Here is a 14,835-nt window from a genome sequence, read left to right as displayed (position 1 = left end):
CGTAGGGCCGTCAGGTACGAAGACCAGGGTTCAAGGGCCTTCGGGATCAGGCATTCGACCCGGTCTGAGTGCCGGGCGTGTACGTGCCGAAGCTCCACACATTGCCCTCGGCGTCCCGCGCGATGTAGTCGCGCGAGCCGTAGGCCTGATCCGTCGGCGGCATGAGGATCTCGACGCCGTGCTCCACGGCCCGCTTGTGGTGCCCGTCCACGTCCTCGACGACCACGTAGAGGCCGAAGGGGCCGGCGTGCCGCATGGCGTTGGCGAAGACGCCGGGCCGGTTCTTGGAGCCCAGCATCACAATGCCGTTGCCGTACGCGAGCTCGGCGTGAGCCACCTGATCGTCCTCGCCCTCGTACACCGCGATCTCCCGGAACCCGAAGGCTTCGGTGAGCTGTTTGATGGCGGCTTTGGCGTCCGCGTAGAGCAGCGTCGGGTAGATGCTCGGCCGCCCCGTCTCGGTACCTGTCATGACGATCACTCCTCTTGGCTTCGCCTCTCCCGAGTATCGGGGAAACGCAGCCGTTATTCCTTTCTGGGCGGGTCCATGGACAGAGGCTGCCGAAGCACGGTTACGCTCTGCGACTGTCCGCGCCGCTGCGGCGCACTCGGCACCTGCATGACATTGGGGGCTCGGGCTGCCATGCCGACCAGCGAACAGCGTGAGAGCGGTGGACGAGCCGGGCGCCGTGCCGTGCGTACGGTGCTCTCCGCCGCCACCGCCCTGCTCGCGCTGCAGCTGGCCACCGCCGCCCACCATGCCCGCCCCGACCCCTACGGCGACCGCCTTACCGTCCACACCCCCGCGCGCACCACGGCCCTCCCGGCCACCCCGCGGCCCCGTCTGCGCCTGACCGCACGCACCGTCGAGGCATACGACCGGGGGAGTGGCGCCCGTGTCTGGACATACGCCAGACAGGGCCGCCGGCCGCTGACCGCGGTGCCCGCACTCGGCCACTTCATCGCCCTCTGGGACGACGGCATGATCACCGGCATCGGGCGCAACGGCCGTACGGTGCGCTGGCACCGCGCGGTCGCCGACGCCGCCGCCTGGCTCGCGCGTCCGGCCGCGCGCCACGGCGCGGGCATGCTGCGACCGCTCGACCCCCGCACCCGCATGCTCGCCGTGGTGACGCCCCAGCGCATCGCCGCGTACCGCAGCGCGGACGGCGATCTGCGCTGGGTGCTGCCCGCCTGGCCGGGCTGCGCGTTCGTACCGGGGCGGGCCGTGCGGCGCGGTGCCGTGCTGCTCGTCGCCCAGCCCTGCTCCAGCGGGCCGCGCAGCGACGGTGCCGACGGCTCCGGCGGCACCGATCCGCGGCTCGGCCTCAAGGACGGCTCCGACCCGGCCTGGACCGCCGAACTGATCGCCGTGGACAGCCTCGGCCGGATCACTCCGCGCCGCACCCCGCTGGACAACGAGGTCCGCCGCCACCGCCCCCAGTGATCCCTGCATCACACCTGTCCCCGAGCGACCGCAGGAGACTTGCCTGTCACCGTTAGACTGGCCCGCATGGCGATTTTCATCGGGCACCCCTAAGCGGCGTCGTACGACCTCGCCCGCCCATACGACGTCCGCAACGCCCTGGAGCTTCCCCCGTGATCACCGCCACCGGCATCGAGCTGCGCGCCGGCGCCCGCGTTCTCATCGAGTCCGCCTCTTTCCGTATCGCCAAGGGCGACCGCATCGGCCTCGTCGGCCGCAACGGCGCCGGCAAGACCACCCTCACCAAGTGCCTCGCGGGCGAGGGCATCCCCGCCGCCGGCACCATCACCCGCTCCGGTGAGGTCGGCTATCTCCCGCAGGACCCGCGCACCGGCGACCTCGACATCCTCGCGCGCGACCGCATCCTCTCCGCCCGTGGCCTCGATGTCGTCCTGCGCAGGATGCGCGAGAACGAGGACCGGATGGCCAACGGCAAGGGCGCCACCCGCGAGCGCGCGATGAAGAAGTACGAGCGCCTGGAGACCGAGTTCCTCACCAAGGGCGGGTACGCCGCCGAAGCCGAGGCCGCGACCATCGCCGCCAGCCTCAACCTGCCCGACCGGGTCCTCGGCCAGCCGCTGCACACCCTCTCCGGCGGCCAGCGGCGCCGCGTCGAGCTCGCCCGCATCCTGTTCTCGGACGCCGACACCCTGCTGCTCGACGAGCCGACGAACCACCTCGACGCCGACTCGGTCCTCTGGCTGCGCGACTTCCTCAAGACCTACCGCGGCGGCTTCGTGGTGATCTCCCACGACATCAACCTTGTCGAGACCGTCGTCAACAAGGTCTTCTACCTCGACGCCAACCGCTCGGCCATCGACATCTACAACATGGGCTGGAAGCAGTACCTGACCCAGCGCGAGGCCGACGAGAAGCGCCGCAAGCGCGAGCGCGCCAACGCCGAGAAGAAGGCCGCGGCCCTCAACGCCCAGGCCGACAAGATGCGGGCCAAGGCGACGAAGACCGTCGCCGCCCAGAACATGGCCCGCCGCGCCGAGAAGCTCCTCGCCGGCCTGGAGGAGGTGCGGCAGTCCGACAAGGTCGCCAAGCTGCGCTTCCCCGCCCCCGCCCCCTGCGGCAAGACCCCGCTCACCGCCGAGGGCCTGTCGAAGTCCTACGGCTCCCTCGAGATCTTCACCGACGTCGACCTGGCCATCGACAAGGGCTCGCGAGTGGTCATCCTCGGGCTCAACGGCGCCGGCAAGACGACCCTGCTACGGCTGCTCGCCGGGGTGGAGCAGCCGGACACCGGCACGGTCACCCCCGGGCACGGTCTCAAGCTGGGCTACTACGCACAGGAGCACGAGACCCTGGACCCGGACCGCACGGTCCTGGAGAACATGCGGTCGGCCGCGCCGGACATGGACCTGGTCGAGATCCGCAAGATCCTCGGGTCCTTCCTCTTCTCCGGCGACGACGTCGACAAGCCGGCCGGCGTGCTGTCCGGTGGCGAGAAGACCCGGCTGGCCCTGGCCACGCTGGTGGTCTCGTCCGCCAATGTGCTGCTGCTCGACGAGCCGACCAACAACCTCGACCCGGCCAGCCGCGAGGAGATCCTCGGCGCGCTGCGCACCTTCACCGGTGCGGTCGTGTTGGTCACCCACGACGAGGGCGCCGTCGACGCGCTCCAGCCCGAGCGCATCATCCTGCTGCCCGACGGCGTCGAGGACCTGTGGGGCGAGGACTACGCGGACCTGGTCGCTCTGGCTTGATCCATCTGACTGGATCGTTCGGCCTATGCGTGATCCATCATCTGAGCGAGGTCGGGTCGTACTCCGGCGTGCCCCCTCGGCGGTCGCCGGAATCCCGCCCTCCAGGGGCCGCCGCCCGGGCCCGAGGCTTCGACACCGCGCTGACCTGGTACTTCGCGACCGACTGCGCACAGTGACGTCGTCAGCACCTCACGGAAGTGATCATTCCGGATCGTCCACCCTGTATCGGGCGCGGAAAGGTTGTCGTACGGACCTTGCCGAATGGGTGGCCAGGAAGCCCCCGAGGGGTGATCATGAGAGTCCAGAGCGCACTTCCCATGAGGAGGCACGGGTGGCCGAGACTCTGAAGAAGGGCAGCCGGGTGACCGGCTCCGCGCGCGAAAAGCTCGCGGCTGACCTGAAGAAGAAGTACGACTCCGGTGCGAGCATCAGGGCACTGGCCGAAGAGACCGGTCGCTCCTACGGGTTCGTTCACCGGATGCTCAGCGAGTCCGGGGTGGCCCTCCGTGGTCGCGGTGGAGCCACTCGAGGTAAGAAGGCCGCTTCGTCCTGACGAGGCACCCCCGGCAGGAGTGGGCAGTGCCACCCGGTCGATCGCGCGATCGCCCGGGTGGTTACTGTGCAGTACTGCAGTCTTCCGTGGACGCCCCGCCCCCTGTCGCGGGCGGGGCTGATCCCCAGGGGGCTGCTTGACTGCGGCCGATCCGGAGGCACCCCATGACCCTGCTGGACAAGGACGGCGTACGGCTCACCGTCGACGAAGCGGCATCCGTCGCCACGGTGACGCTGGACAACCCCGCCAAACGCAACGCTCAATCGCCCGCTCTGTGGCGCGCGTTGACCGAGGCGGGCCGACTGCTGCCCGGAAGCGTCCGGGTGGTCGTGCTGCGCGGGGAAGGCAAGTCCTTCTCGGCCGGGCTCGACCGGCAGGCGTTCACCCCTGAGGGATTCGACGGCGAACCGTCGTTCATCGACCTGGCGCGCGGGTCCGATGCGGACCTCGACGCGACCATCTCCGAGTACCAGGAAGCCTTCACCTGGTGGCGGCGGAACGACATCGTCAGCATCGCCGCCGTACAGGGGCATGCGATCGGCGCCGGCTTCCAGCTCGCGCTCGCCTGCGATCTGCGCGTGTGCGCCCACGATGTGCAGTTCGCCATGCGTGAGAGCAGCCTGGGGCTCGTCCCGGACCTCACCGGCACGCACCCGCTCGTCGGTCTCGTCGGCTACGCCCGGGCGCTGGAGATCTGTGTCACCGGGCGGTACGTCCACGCCGCTGAGGCCGAGCGCACGGGCCTTGCGAACCTCGTCGTGCCCGCCGCGGAACTCGACAGCGCCGTGCAGGACTTGACCGCGGCGCTGCTGGCCGCCCCGCGCGACGCCGTCATTGAGACCAAGGCGCTGCTGCGCGGAGCCGCGGACCGAACGTACGAGGAGCAGCGCGTGGCCGAGCGGGCCGCTCAGGCTCGTCGGCTTCGGGACCTGGCCGGCATCGCCGACTAGCCCCCAATGCCAGTGACCTAACGACCGCCGAAGGGCCTGCCCGACGACGTTTCCGCACGTCAGAGCCCCAAAGAGCGCGTTAAGTCACTGGCACTGCGACGAGCTCCGTTCTTCGCGGGTCACCCGACCGTGAAGATCAAGTGGTCGTAGCTGATCACTCGCCGATCGGGACCGTAGCGGCGATAGCGGTCCCGGTCCGGCTCGGTCGGGATCGGACGCCGAGAGGCCGCTGCGGCGAACCTTTTCGGTGACCTGCGAAGTACGGGACCAGCGCGCCGGGGCAGCTGCCATGCCCTATTGGCGTTCCTCGGGTGCGCGGTCGGCCGCCGGGTCGATGGCTGTCAGCAAAACGGCGACCGTCACCGGGCCGGGAGGTTCCCCGGCCCGGGCCCGGGCGGCCACCGTCGCCCGGACCGCGCGGGCCACGTCCAGCGCGCGGTGGTCGGCCGCGACGGCCACCTGGACCAGGACGTGCCGGCGCTCGTGGTCGATGCGGATGCCGCGGGTGAAGGCCCCGAGCGCGGGGGCGAGCCGGGTCACGCCCGGCACCGCCGCCACCGCCTCCGCCAGGTCCGCCGGTTCGGCGTCGCCGACCGGCTCGGGGCCCACCGGTCGCTCCTCCGCGCTGCCCGCACTCTCCTCCGCCTCCGGTTCCTCCATCAGTTCCGTGACATGGAGGTCGACCGCAGCGATGTCCATCCCGAGGCGGTGCTCGGCCGCCGCGAGCAGCACCGAGCGCAGCCGCTCCGTCGTCTCGGGCAGCGGAAGCCGCGCCGAGGCCGCCAACTCCGCCTCCACACGCAGCGGGCCGGGCGGCAGCGCACTCGGCGGAACCGGTACCGCGGCCTGCTCCGCCGACGCCGGATCAGCCAGACCGATCCGCAGCCGGCCCAGCCGGACTCCCGGAACCACGGCGGCCTCCCGCTTCAGCACCTCGCGCGCGGCGCGCTCCGCGATCCAGGCGCCGTCGGCCGGGCCACCCAGCGGAAGCAGCCGCCCCAGCCCGAGCTGCTGACGTACGGTCTGGGCCCATTCCTGTGCCGGCACCGGCGCTCACCTCTTCCCGTCGCGCTCGGTTCAGCCTGTCGCACGCGTGCGCCGCACCCTCGAAGCAGCACCGGGCAATCACCCTTAGTGTGAGCAACAGAGCGGAAAGCCGCTTCCCTCCTGAGAAGGGACACCTGGTGATGTCCGAAGCCGCACAGCGGAGCCGGCCCGAGACCCCCACGACGGAGTCCGCGGGTGGCCCTGTCCAGAAGACCCTCGGAGGACGGCGCGGCGGAGGAGATCCCGCCACCCGTGGCCGTACCAGCATCGCCGACGGCGTGGTGGAGAAGATCGCCGGACTGGCAGCCCGGGATGTGGTGGGCGTCCATGCGATGGGCAGCGGTCTCTCCCGCACCTTCGGGGCCGTACGGGAGCGGGTGCCCGGCGCCGTCAGATCCGTCACCCGCGGGGTGAAGGCCGAGGTCGGCGAGGTGCAGACCGCGCTCGACCTGGAAATCGTCGTCGACTACGGCGTCTCCATCGCCGATGTGGCAGGCGCCGTACGGGAGAACGTGATCTCCGCCGTCGAGCGGATGACCGGTCTTGAGGTCGTCGAGGTCAATATCGCGGTGAGCGATGTCAAACTGCCGGAGGAGCAAGAGGAAGAAGAGGAGCCGCGGATCCACTAGCGAGCATGAGGACGAGGGGAGCGCAGGATGAACATGGCCCTGGTCGGCCTGATTGCCGGAATGGCGCTGGGCTTCGCCGGATACTTCGGCGGCTTCGGAGCCTTCCTGCTGGTGGCGGCGCTGGGCGCCGTCGGGTTCGTGGTCGGCCGCTTCCTGGAAGGCGATTGGGAACCCGGGGACTTCTTCCGGCCCCGCGAGCGCGACGAACGGCGGCGGTGAGCGGTGGCGCCGGGGGAGGCAGCGGCGGCGCTGGTGCCCGCCCGTGAGCGGGGGGCCACCCATATCGCCGACCGGGTCATCGCGAAGATCGCCGCGCAGGCGGCCCGCGAGGTGCTACGCGAGGCGCCCGAGGCGCCCCTGGTGCCTGTCGAGCGGACGATGCCGCATGCGACGGCGTCGGTGGCCCGTGCCCGCGCGCAGGGCGGCGGCGCACCCCAGCTCGAGGCCCGGGTGCGGATCTCCGTGGAGCTGGGTTACCCCTCCGACATTGGTGCGCGCTGCGGCGCCGTACGTCGTGAAGTCACCCAACGCGTCCGCAGTTTGGCGGGCATGGAGGTGCCCGAGGTCTCGGTGTTCGTCGATCGGCTGCATTCGGCGCAGACGCGGCATGCGGACCGGGAGCGGGTCAGATGAGCGACACCGAGCCGAACGCGGATGCCACCCGGCGGCTGCCGACCGTCGAGCGCGAGGTCGACCAGGGCACTGGCGGCCCCGGGGACCTGAAGCAGTCCGCGTCCGCCTCGGCGTACGACCACGGGGGCGGCGGCGGACGAGCCCGGCGGCACTGGTCGACCCGGCGTGTTCCGGCGGCGATCGTCGCCGCTCTCTCGGCCGCCGGTGTGGGGCTGCTGCTGTACGACGTGGCGGCCGTACGGGCCGGACGGTCCGCGATGGCCTGGCGCCGCCGGCTCGCCGACGAGTTGGCGGAACGCCCTCTGGACGACAGCTGGATGCTCGCCGGAGCCGTGATCGCGATCGTGGTGGGGCTGTGGCTGCTGGTGCTCGCCCTCACGCCGGGGCGGCGCGGGCTCCTGCCGATGCGCGCGCCCGCGGGCCCGGGCGGAGCCGACGTACGGGCCTGGCTCGACCGGACCGCCGCCTCGCTGGTTCTGCGCGACCGGGCGATGGAGGTGTCCGGGGTGCAGTCGGTGAAGGTCGCCGTCGGCCGGCACCGGGTCAGGGCCTCGGCGCAGGCCCACTTCCGGGATCTCGACGAGGTCCGCGGCGAGGTGGACGCGGCGCTGGTCGCGGGCCTGCGGGAGCTGGGGCTGGCCCGGCCGCCCGTCCTGTCCGTGCATGTGCGCCGACCGGCGAAGAGGTGAGGTGACACATGCTCAGGACCGTCAACCGGGTGCTGCTGGGGCTGGCTGGGCTAGTGCTGCTCGCGCTCGGCGGAGGGGTGCTGCTCGGGGGGCTGGACCTGCAGCGGCGCTGGGGCTTCACGATGCCGAGCTGGTGGTTCCTCACCGGGCCGCACGATGTGGTGCTGGGTGACGAGGGGCGTACCCGGTTCCGGGACGAGGCCTGGTGGTGGCCGACCGTCTTCGCCGTCCTGGGCGTGTTGCTGCTCCTTCTGCTGTGGTGGCTGCTGGCCCAGTTCCGGCGCAGCCGCCTCGGCGAAGTCCTCGTCGGCAACGGCGACGGCGCGGGGGCGCGGGTGCGGGGCCGGGCGCTGGAGGGCGTGCTGGCGGCGGAGGCGGAGTCGCTGGACGGGGTGTCGGGGGCGCATGTCCTGCTGCGGGGGCGGGGTACGGCCCCGGCCGCCCGGGCCGCCCTGCAACTGGAGCCGCGGGCGGAGCCGGCGGATGCGCTGGAGCGGCTGAGCCGGGAGGCGCTGGCCCACGCCCGCGACTCGGCGGGGCTGGACCGCCTCCCGGCAGAGGTCCGCCTGAGGGCCGTACGGCACCGGCCGCGGCGTGTGATGTAGGCCCCCGGGCGCGGACACGGGCTGGCCGGCGGACTGACTCATGACCGCCGGAGGCGGTCAGAAGCCGTGGCGGAAGCCGCCGTCCACCGGGAGCATGACGCCGGTGACGTACGACGCGGCCGGCGAGAGGAGGAACGCGGCCACCCTGCCGAACTCCTTCGGCGTCCCGTAGCGGCGGAGCGGAATCGCCGCCGAGCTCCGCGCACGCGCCGCCTCCGCGTCGCCCGAGAGCGCGTCGAGCTCCCGCACCCGGTCCGTGTCGATCTTGCCGGGCAGCAGGCCGACGACCCGGATCCCGCGCGGTCCGAGCTCCACGGACAGGGACTTGGCGAAGCCCGCGAGGCCCGGCCGCAGGCCGTTGGAGATCGTCAGCCCGGGGATGGGCTCGTGGACCGAGCCGGACAGGACGAAGCCGATCACGCCGCCATCGGACAGCTCCGCGGCCGCGGTCCGCGCGAGCCGCACCGCGCCGAGGAAGACCGACTCGAAGGCCGCCCGCCACTGCTCGTCCGTGTTGTCCGTGGCCAGGCCCGGCGGCGGCCCGCCCACGCTGATGAGGATGCCGTCGAAACGCCCGAATTGCGCCCGGGCCGTGGCGATCAGCCGCTCGGCGGTCGCCAGGTCGGAGTTGTCGGCGGCGACGCCCACCGCGCTCGGCCCGAGATCGGCGGCCGCGGCAGCGACACTCTTCTCGTCGCGGCTGCTCACCACCACCCTGGCGCCGTCGGCGACCAGTTCGCGCGCCGTCGCCAGCCCGAGGCCGCGGCTGCCGCCGGTGACCACGTACACGCGGTCCTTGAGTTCGAGATCCATGCCCTCATGCTCTCGTATCGGTCCCGAAGAGCGAGAGGGCGGTATGGACCAGGCCCACATGGCTGAATGCCTGCGGGAAGTTCCCCAACTGGCGCTGCGCGTCCGGGTCCCACTCCTCGGAGAGCAGACCGACGTCGTTGCGCAGGGACAGCAGCCGTTCGAAAAGCTCGTGGGCATCCTTGTCGCGGCCGGTGGCGTGCAGGGCGTCCGCGAGCCAGAAGGAGCAGGCGATGAACGCCCCTTCGGCGCCCGGCAGGCCGTCCACCTGGCTGTCGTCCTGGGAGTAGCGGCGTACCAGGCCGCCGTGATCCAGCCCGCGGCGGACGGCGTCCACGGTGCCGACGACGCGCGGGTCTGTGGGCGGGAGGAAGCCGACCTGGGGGATGAGGAGGGTGGCCGCGTCCAGCTCGGCGGACCCGTAGAACTGGGTGAAGGTGTTGCGGTCCGGGTCGTAGCCCTTGCTGCACACTTCCGCGTGGACCTCATCCCGCATCGCTCGCCAGCGGTCGATGTCCCTCGCCAGCTCCGGATGCTTCTCCATCGTGCGGACGGCGCGATCGGCCGCTACCCACGCCATGACCTTGGAATGGACGAAGTGCCGGCGCGGCCCGCGCACCTCCCACAGTCCTTCGTCCGGCCGATGCCAGTTGCCCTCCAGGAACTCGAGCAGCGCCTGCTGGAGGTTCCAGGCGTCCTCCTCCGCGGGCATACCGCGTTCCCGCGCCAGGTAGAAGGTGTCCAGGACCTCTCCGTACACATCGAGCTGCAGCTGCTCGACCGCCGCGTTGCCGACCCGGACCGGGACCGACCCCTCATAGCCCCGCAGCCACGGCACCTCGTACTCCGTCAGCCGTCGCTCGCCCGCGATCCCGTACATGATCTGCAGATCGGCGGGGTCGCCGGCGACGGCCCGCAGCAGCCAGTCCCGCCAGGCGGTGGCCTCTTCGAGATAGCCACTGGCGAGCAGCACGTTCAGGGTGAGTGTCGAATCCCGTAGCCAGGAGAAGCGGTAGTCCCAGTTGCGGACGCCGCCGATCACCTCGGGGAGCGAGGTGGTGGCAGCCGCCACGATCCCGCCGCTGGGGCTGTAGGTGAGGGCCTTGAGGGTGATGAGCGAGCGCAGGACGGCATCGCGATGCGGGCCGGTGTAGCGGCAGCCGTCCGCCCACGCCTGCCAGTCGTGGACGCAGCTGTCCAGGGATTCGTACGGATCGATGCGGCGCGGCCGCTTCTCGTGCGAGGGGTGCCAGGTGAGGACGATGGCGATGCGTTCCCCCTCGGTGACGGTGAAGTCGGCACGGGTGGAGGGGGCCTGGCCGTACATGGTGATCCGGGGCTCGCTGCGCAGCCAGACCGAGTCCGGGCCCGCGATCGCGATCCGGTGTCCGTCGGCGCGCCGCACCCAGGGCACGATATGGCCGTAGTCGAAGCGCAGCCGGACGTCGCTGCTCATGACGACCCGGCCGGAGATGCACTCGACGATCCGGACGACGTCGGGCGCGCGGTCGCGGTGGGGCATGAAGTCGGTGACCTTGACGGTACCGGAGTCGGTCTCCCACACCGTGTCCAGGACCAGGGTGCCATCGCGGTACGAGCGGTGGGTACAGTCCCCCAGAGCTTCGCCTGGGAGGTGCCCCCAGGCGGAGGCCGGGGCCAGGCGCCAGTGGCCGTTCTCCTCGTCGCCCAGCAGTGCGGCGAAACAGGCTCCTGAGTCGAAGCGGGGCAGGCACAGCCAGTCGATGGAGCCGTCCTTGCCGACGAGGGCGGCCGTTTGCAGATCGCCGATAAGCGCGTAGTCCTCGATGCGTCCTGGCACGGTGCCGCCTTTCAAGGGTTCCGTGATTCCCCTGCCCGCAGCGGGCCCGGAGCATTCCAGGAGCGCGACCTTGCTCGGGCTCCTTGGGGGCTCCCGTTCCTGCGCCGGTGCAGGTCACCACGGGTGCCAGGCGGCCGGGGGCACGGTCCGCACGGGAGGGGCGCAGTCAGCCGAGCGCGCCGCTTCAGGCTCAGCGGCCGGCTCAAAGCACGCAGCTGTACCTATGCCCCATCCGTCTTTCGGCGCATGGGTCCGGATCACCGTGGAGCCGTCACCAAATCGCCGATCCCGCAACCCGTCATGAGCCGCCAACCACGGAGCACGTTCAGCCTCGACCTGCTTGACCTGCACGAACCGGGGCTCCTCCGGCGATTGACCCGGCCACGTCCCGTGGTCAGGCGGCGACCGGGACCTCTGTGTGCTCCTCGGCGCCGGCCCGCCGGTCCTTCAGTTCGCGGCGGACCAGTACCACCCAGCCGACCGGCACCCCCGCGGCGAACAGCCACCACTGGAAGGCGTACGCCATGTGCGGGCCGATGCTGCTGTGGTCCGGGGCCGGGACGAGCTCGGGCCGGCCGGAGGGCGCCTTCGGGGAGGTCCCGGTGAGCTCGATATAGCCGCCGAGAACCGGCTGGGGCAGCCGCTTCGCCTGCTGCTTGCTGTTGATCAGCATGACCTGGCGGTCCGGAAGGCCCTGCCTGTCCTTGATGCCACTCTCGGCGGTCGTCTCGTCGGGCATCAGCCGGCCGGTGACGGTGACCTCGCCCGCGGGCGCGGCCGGGACCTTCGGGAAGCGGGTGAGGTCGTCGCCGGGGGGGATCCAGCCGCGGTTGACCAGGACGGCCCGCCCGTCCTTCATGATCAGCGGGGTGAGGACGTAGTACCCGATGGTCTGCTCGTCGGCGGCCGTCCGCTGGCGGACCACAACCTCGTGCCGGGTGTCGTACGCGCCCACGGCCGTCACCGGATGCCATCGGTCCGAGCCGGGGACGACGTGGCCGGGGGAGGTGAGCTTCTCCACCGGGACCGGGTGCGCGGCGAGAGCGTCCGCGATCTGCTTGTTCTGGGCCACGCGGTGCTCATGGCGGTGCAGCTGCCAGAAGCCCAGCTTGATCATCACGGGGATGAGCACGAGAGCCACGAGGGTGAGAATCACCCACTGCCGGGACAACAGGAAGCGGTACACCCCACGACCGTACAACTCGGTCGTGGGGTGCTGGTCGGGTGGGCCCCGGCAGCCGGGTCCGGGTCGGCCGGAGCCCGGGACGGCCGGGGTGATGTGTCATGTACGTGTCCTCAGAATGTACGTGTCCTCAGACGTGGTCGACGATGCCTTCCTTCCCTTCGGCGCGGGCGCAGTGGGCGCCGCAGAAGAACTGCCCGTTCGCCTGCACGCCCTGCCCGATGATCTGCACCCGGCAGTGCTCGCAGATCGGCGCCATCCGGTGGATGGCGCAGGCGAAGCAGTCGAAGACGTGCACCTGGCCCTGCGCGTGCACCTCAAAGGCCATTCCGTAGTCGTTTCCGCAAACCTCGCATGTAGCCATGGGCCACAGGGTGCGACCGTGAGGGGGCGGACGGGGAGCGCAGGCGGGCGCGTCGCGCCGCGTTCACTCGGATGACGGCGTCGCCGGGGCGACATCCTGGAGCAGTTGCATGAACGCCGCCTCGTCGACGACCGGCGTGCCAAAGGACCGCGCCTTGGCCGCCTTGGAGGTGCCCGAGTCCGGGTCGTTGGTGACGAGCAGGCTGGTGAGCCGCGACACACTGGTGGCGATGTGCAGGCCCGCCTCGAAGGCGCGGTCCTCCAGCAGCTCGCGGTCGACGGAGGTGTCCCCGGAGAAGGCCACCCGCATGCCCTGCACCAAGGGCTTGCCCGGCTCGTACCGGCCCGGGTTCGGGTACGGGCAGGCCGGGCGCTTGCGGCTGGGGCGCCAGCTGCCGGCGCCGTACCGGGCACCGGAGCCTGAGCCGTACGACCGCTGGTAGCCGATCGGGCCGGGAGTGTCCGACCACTCGGTGAGCGGCTGGCAGGCGAGCAGCGGCAGCCGTACGCCGGCGGCGGCCGCGCGGTGCAGGCTCGGCCGGAAGGCCTCGGCGAGCACGCGGGCGTCGTCCAGGGCGTGGTGGGCGCGCTGCTGCACGATGCCGTAGTGCGCGGCGAGCGACTCCAGTTTGTGGTTGGGCAGCGGCAGTCCGAGCTCCTTGGAGAGGGTGATGGTGCACAGGCGCTGGCGTACGGGCGCGGTGCGCTTGGCCCGCGCGTACTCGCGGGCGAGCATCGACCAGTCGAACACCGCGTTGTGCGCGACCAGGACCCGGCCGTCAAGTCGGGAGGACAACTCCTCCGCAATGTCCGGAAACAGTGGTGCGTCAGCCAGCATCTCGCTGGTGAGTCCGTGGATCCAGACCGGTCCGGGATCCCGCTGCGGGTTGACCGGGGTGTACCAGTGGTCCTCCACCTCGCCCCGCGCGTCGAGCCGGTAGACGGCCGCCGACACTATCCGGTCGTCACGCGCCAGGCCCGTGGTCTCGACGTCAACGACGGCGTACCCCTGCGGGTACGCCGTCGGCCACGGGGACACCGGTGGTGCGGACTGCTGCGCGGTGGACGGTGCGGCTGCCGAGCGGTCTTCGAGCATGGTCCATGAGAATACGGGCCGCTGCTGACAGCGAACGTCCGCCCCGGTGCTGCCGAACCGTTCACTCAGGCGGCGGCCTGGCTCCGGCACGCGACTCGTCCGCCGACCTGCCCGGCATGACGGCTCGTCAGTTTCCAGCTGTCCACGATACGGAGGGCGCTGCTCCGCAGACCTTCGCGTACTCGAGGCAACGAGAGACCATACTTGTCGGTAACAACCCCTAGCCGCACCCCTACCAGCGCCCTTATGGTGCGGGCATGCCGCACCTGCCCGATGTCGTGCTGTGGTCGATACCCGCCTTCGTCCTGCTCACCGTCCTGGAGATCGTGAGCTACCGGCTCCACCCCGACGAGGACGCCGCGGGGTACGAGGCCAAGGACGCCGCGACCAGTATCAGTATGGGACTCGGCAGCCTCGTCTTCGACGCGCTGTGGAAGATCCCGATCGTCGCCATCTATGCCGCGATCTACGAACTCACGCCGCTGCGCGTGCCGGTGCTGTGGTGGACGCTGCCGCTGATGCTGCTCGCCCAGGACTTCTTCTACTACTGGTCGCACCGCGGCCACCATGTGATCCGCATCCTGTGGGCCTGTCATGTGGTGCACCACTCCAGCCGGAAGTTCAACCTCAGCACCGCGCTGCGCCAGCCGTGGACGACGTGGACGGTCTGGCCGTTCTATGTACCGCTGATCGCCTGCGGTGTGCACCCGGCGGCGCTCGCCTTCTGCTCCTCGGCCAACCTCGTCTACCAGTTCTGGATCCACACCGAGCGGATAGACAAGCTGCCCCGGCCCATCGAGTACGTCTTCAACACGCCCTCCCACCACCGGGTTCACCACGCGTCCCAAGGCAGCTACCTCGACCGCAACTTCGGCGGCATCCTCATCATCTGGGACCGGCTCTTCGGCTCCTTCACACCGGAGACCGAGCGGCCCGAGTACGGGCTCACCAAGAACATCTCCACCTACAACCCGCTGCGCGTGGCCACGCACGAGTACGTCGCGATCGCCCGCGACTTCGCGGCCGCCCGCAGCTGGCGAGAGCGCGTCGGGCGCGTGGTACGGGGCCCGGGCTGGCAGCCGGAGGCGTCCGCGCCGGCGGCCGAGCCGCAGCGTTCGGCCGTGTCGTGACCTCGTGAAGTCGTGACCTCGTGAAGTCGTGACCTCGTGAAGTCGTGACCTCATGAAGTCGTGACCTCATGAAGTCGTGACCTCGTGAAACGGGCGGTACCCCGGGATCCCGGAGTACCGCCCGTTTGTG

The 14,835-nt window shown here is 71.0% G+C and carries 17 protein-coding genes; 10 read left to right on the top strand and 7 right to left on the bottom strand.

Going from position 1 to position 14,835, the window contains the following annotated elements; all coding sequences use genetic code 11:
• Window positions 1-46: 46 nt before the first annotated feature.
• Window positions 47-472, bottom strand: a complete 426-nt coding sequence (locus ACY34J_RS13745; RefSeq protein ID WP_462726727.1) for a VOC family protein — start codon at window positions 470-472, stop codon at window positions 47-49.
• A 171-nt stretch (window positions 473-643) separates the two neighbouring features.
• Between ACY34J_RS13745 and ACY34J_RS13740 the strand changes: the two genes are divergently transcribed.
• The 4 genes from ACY34J_RS13740 (at window position 644) to ACY34J_RS13725 (ending at window position 4,701) form a co-directional block, all read left to right on the top strand.
• Entirely contained in the window at window positions 644-1,447 is an 804-nt protein-coding gene (locus tag ACY34J_RS13740) for a hypothetical protein (protein WP_462726726.1), read from the top strand.
• 152 nt (window positions 1,448-1,599) lie between these two features.
• Window positions 1,600-3,198 carry an ABC-F family ATP-binding cassette domain-containing protein gene (locus ACY34J_RS13735; RefSeq protein WP_462726725.1) on the top strand — a complete coding sequence of 533 codons (1,599 nt, stop codon included), beginning with the start codon at window positions 1,600-1,602 and terminating at the stop codon, window positions 3,196-3,198.
• Between the two features lie 331 nt (window positions 3,199-3,529).
• Window positions 3,530-3,751 (top strand): helix-turn-helix domain-containing protein, encoded by a 222-nt coding sequence (locus ACY34J_RS13730; RefSeq protein WP_462726724.1) that lies wholly within the window; start codon window positions 3,530-3,532, stop codon window positions 3,749-3,751.
• A 164-nt stretch (window positions 3,752-3,915) separates the two neighbouring features.
• Entirely contained in the window at window positions 3,916-4,701 is a 786-nt protein-coding gene (locus tag ACY34J_RS13725; RefSeq protein WP_462726723.1) for an enoyl-CoA hydratase/isomerase family protein, read from the top strand.
• 294 nt (window positions 4,702-4,995) lie between these two features.
• Here ACY34J_RS13725 and ACY34J_RS13720 read toward each other — a convergent pair whose 3' ends face one another.
• A complete protein-coding gene (locus ACY34J_RS13720) occupies window positions 4,996-5,748 on the bottom strand; it encodes a hypothetical protein (RefSeq protein ID WP_462726722.1) in 753 nt (250 codons plus the stop codon).
• A 140-nt stretch (window positions 5,749-5,888) separates the two neighbouring features.
• On the opposite strand from ACY34J_RS13720, the gene ACY34J_RS13715 reads away from it, so the two are divergent.
• The 5 genes from ACY34J_RS13715 to amaP are packed head-to-tail and all read left to right on the top strand — an operon-like array spanning window position 5,889 to window position 8,304.
• Window positions 5,889-6,377 (top strand): Asp23/Gls24 family envelope stress response protein, encoded by a 489-nt coding sequence (locus ACY34J_RS13715; RefSeq protein WP_462726721.1) that lies wholly within the window; start codon window positions 5,889-5,891, stop codon window positions 6,375-6,377.
• Window positions 6,378-6,404: 27 nt separating this feature from the next.
• Window positions 6,405-6,596, top strand: a complete 192-nt coding sequence (locus ACY34J_RS13710) for a hypothetical protein (protein WP_462726720.1) — start codon at window positions 6,405-6,407, stop codon at window positions 6,594-6,596.
• 3 nt (window positions 6,597-6,599) lie between these two features.
• Window positions 6,600-7,010: an Asp23/Gls24 family envelope stress response protein gene (locus ACY34J_RS13705; RefSeq protein ID WP_462726719.1), complete on the top strand. Its 411-nt coding sequence runs from the start codon at window positions 6,600-6,602 to the stop codon at window positions 7,008-7,010.
• Window positions 7,007-7,699: a DUF6286 domain-containing protein gene (locus tag ACY34J_RS13700; protein ID WP_462726718.1), complete on the top strand. Its 693-nt coding sequence runs from the start codon at window positions 7,007-7,009 to the stop codon at window positions 7,697-7,699. The genes ACY34J_RS13705 and ACY34J_RS13700 overlap by 4 nt, the downstream gene beginning before the upstream one ends.
• Before the next feature lie 8 nt (window positions 7,700-7,707).
• Window positions 7,708-8,304 carry an alkaline shock response membrane anchor protein AmaP gene (gene amaP / locus ACY34J_RS13695; RefSeq protein WP_462726717.1) on the top strand — a complete coding sequence of 199 codons (597 nt, stop codon included), beginning with the start codon at window positions 7,708-7,710 and terminating at the stop codon, window positions 8,302-8,304.
• 57 nt (window positions 8,305-8,361) lie between these two features.
• Here amaP and ACY34J_RS13690 read toward each other — a convergent pair whose 3' ends face one another.
• The 5 genes from ACY34J_RS13690 to ACY34J_RS13670 all read right to left on the bottom strand — a co-directional run bounded on the left by ACY34J_RS13690 (window position 8,362) and on the right by ACY34J_RS13670 (window position 13,575).
• A complete protein-coding gene (locus tag ACY34J_RS13690) occupies window positions 8,362-9,117 on the bottom strand; it encodes an SDR family oxidoreductase (RefSeq protein WP_462726716.1) in 756 nt (251 codons plus the stop codon).
• A gap of 4 nt (window positions 9,118-9,121) precedes the next feature.
• On the bottom strand, window positions 9,122-10,933 hold the full coding sequence (locus ACY34J_RS13685) for a glycoside hydrolase family 15 protein (RefSeq protein ID WP_462726715.1): 1,812 nt from the start codon (window positions 10,931-10,933) through the stop codon (window positions 9,122-9,124).
• Window positions 10,934-11,327: 394 nt separating this feature from the next.
• Complete coding sequence (locus ACY34J_RS13680) at window positions 11,328-12,119, bottom strand: SURF1 family cytochrome oxidase biogenesis protein (protein WP_462726714.1); 792 nt, start codon at window positions 12,117-12,119, stop codon at window positions 11,328-11,330.
• Window positions 12,120-12,246: 127 nt separating this feature from the next.
• Window positions 12,247-12,480: a hypothetical protein gene (locus ACY34J_RS13675; protein ID WP_462726713.1), complete on the bottom strand. Its 234-nt coding sequence runs from the start codon at window positions 12,478-12,480 to the stop codon at window positions 12,247-12,249.
• Between the two features lie 63 nt (window positions 12,481-12,543).
• Window positions 12,544-13,575: a DEDDh family exonuclease gene (locus ACY34J_RS13670; RefSeq protein WP_462726712.1), complete on the bottom strand. Its 1,032-nt coding sequence runs from the start codon at window positions 13,573-13,575 to the stop codon at window positions 12,544-12,546.
• A gap of 257 nt (window positions 13,576-13,832) precedes the next feature.
• Here ACY34J_RS13670 and ACY34J_RS13665 point away from each other — a divergent pair, with 257 nt between their 5' ends.
• On the top strand, window positions 13,833-14,705 hold the full coding sequence (locus tag ACY34J_RS13665; RefSeq protein WP_462726711.1) for a sterol desaturase family protein: 873 nt from the start codon (window positions 13,833-13,835) through the stop codon (window positions 14,703-14,705).
• Window positions 14,706-14,835 lie beyond the last annotated feature (130 nt).

This window comes from Streptomyces sp. HSS9-12, assembly GCF_054963655.1.
The sequence above is the reverse complement of the archived record's forward strand: the minus strand, read 5'-3'. Positions and strand labels throughout refer to the sequence as shown.

Coding starts and splice junctions, on each gene's coding strand:
- amaP (WP_462726717.1), top strand. CDS start 7,708: ATGCTCAGGACCGTCAACCGGGTGCTGCTGGGGCTGGCTGGGCTAGTG.
- ACY34J_RS13710 (WP_462726720.1), top strand. CDS start 6,405: ATGAACATGGCCCTGGTCGGCCTGATTGCCGGAATGGCGCTGGGCTTC.
- ACY34J_RS13740 (WP_462726726.1), top strand. CDS start 644: ATGCCGACCAGCGAACAGCGTGAGAGCGGTGGACGAGCCGGGCGCCGT.
- ACY34J_RS13700 (WP_462726718.1), top strand. CDS start 7,007: ATGAGCGACACCGAGCCGAACGCGGATGCCACCCGGCGGCTGCCGACC.
- ACY34J_RS13715 (WP_462726721.1), top strand. CDS start 5,889: ATGTCCGAAGCCGCACAGCGGAGCCGGCCCGAGACCCCCACGACGGAG.
- ACY34J_RS13665 (WP_462726711.1), top strand. CDS start 13,833: ATGCCGCACCTGCCCGATGTCGTGCTGTGGTCGATACCCGCCTTCGTC.
- ACY34J_RS13745 (WP_462726727.1), bottom strand. CDS start 472: ATGACAGGTACCGAGACGGGGCGGCCGAGCATCTACCCGACGCTGCTC.
- ACY34J_RS13725 (WP_462726723.1), top strand. CDS start 3,916: ATGACCCTGCTGGACAAGGACGGCGTACGGCTCACCGTCGACGAAGCG.
- ACY34J_RS13675 (WP_462726713.1), bottom strand. CDS start 12,480: ATGGCTACATGCGAGGTTTGCGGAAACGACTACGGAATGGCCTTTGAG.
- ACY34J_RS13670 (WP_462726712.1), bottom strand. CDS start 13,575: ATGCTCGAAGACCGCTCGGCAGCCGCACCGTCCACCGCGCAGCAGTCC.
- ACY34J_RS13690 (WP_462726716.1), bottom strand. CDS start 9,117: ATGGATCTCGAACTCAAGGACCGCGTGTACGTGGTCACCGGCGGCAGC.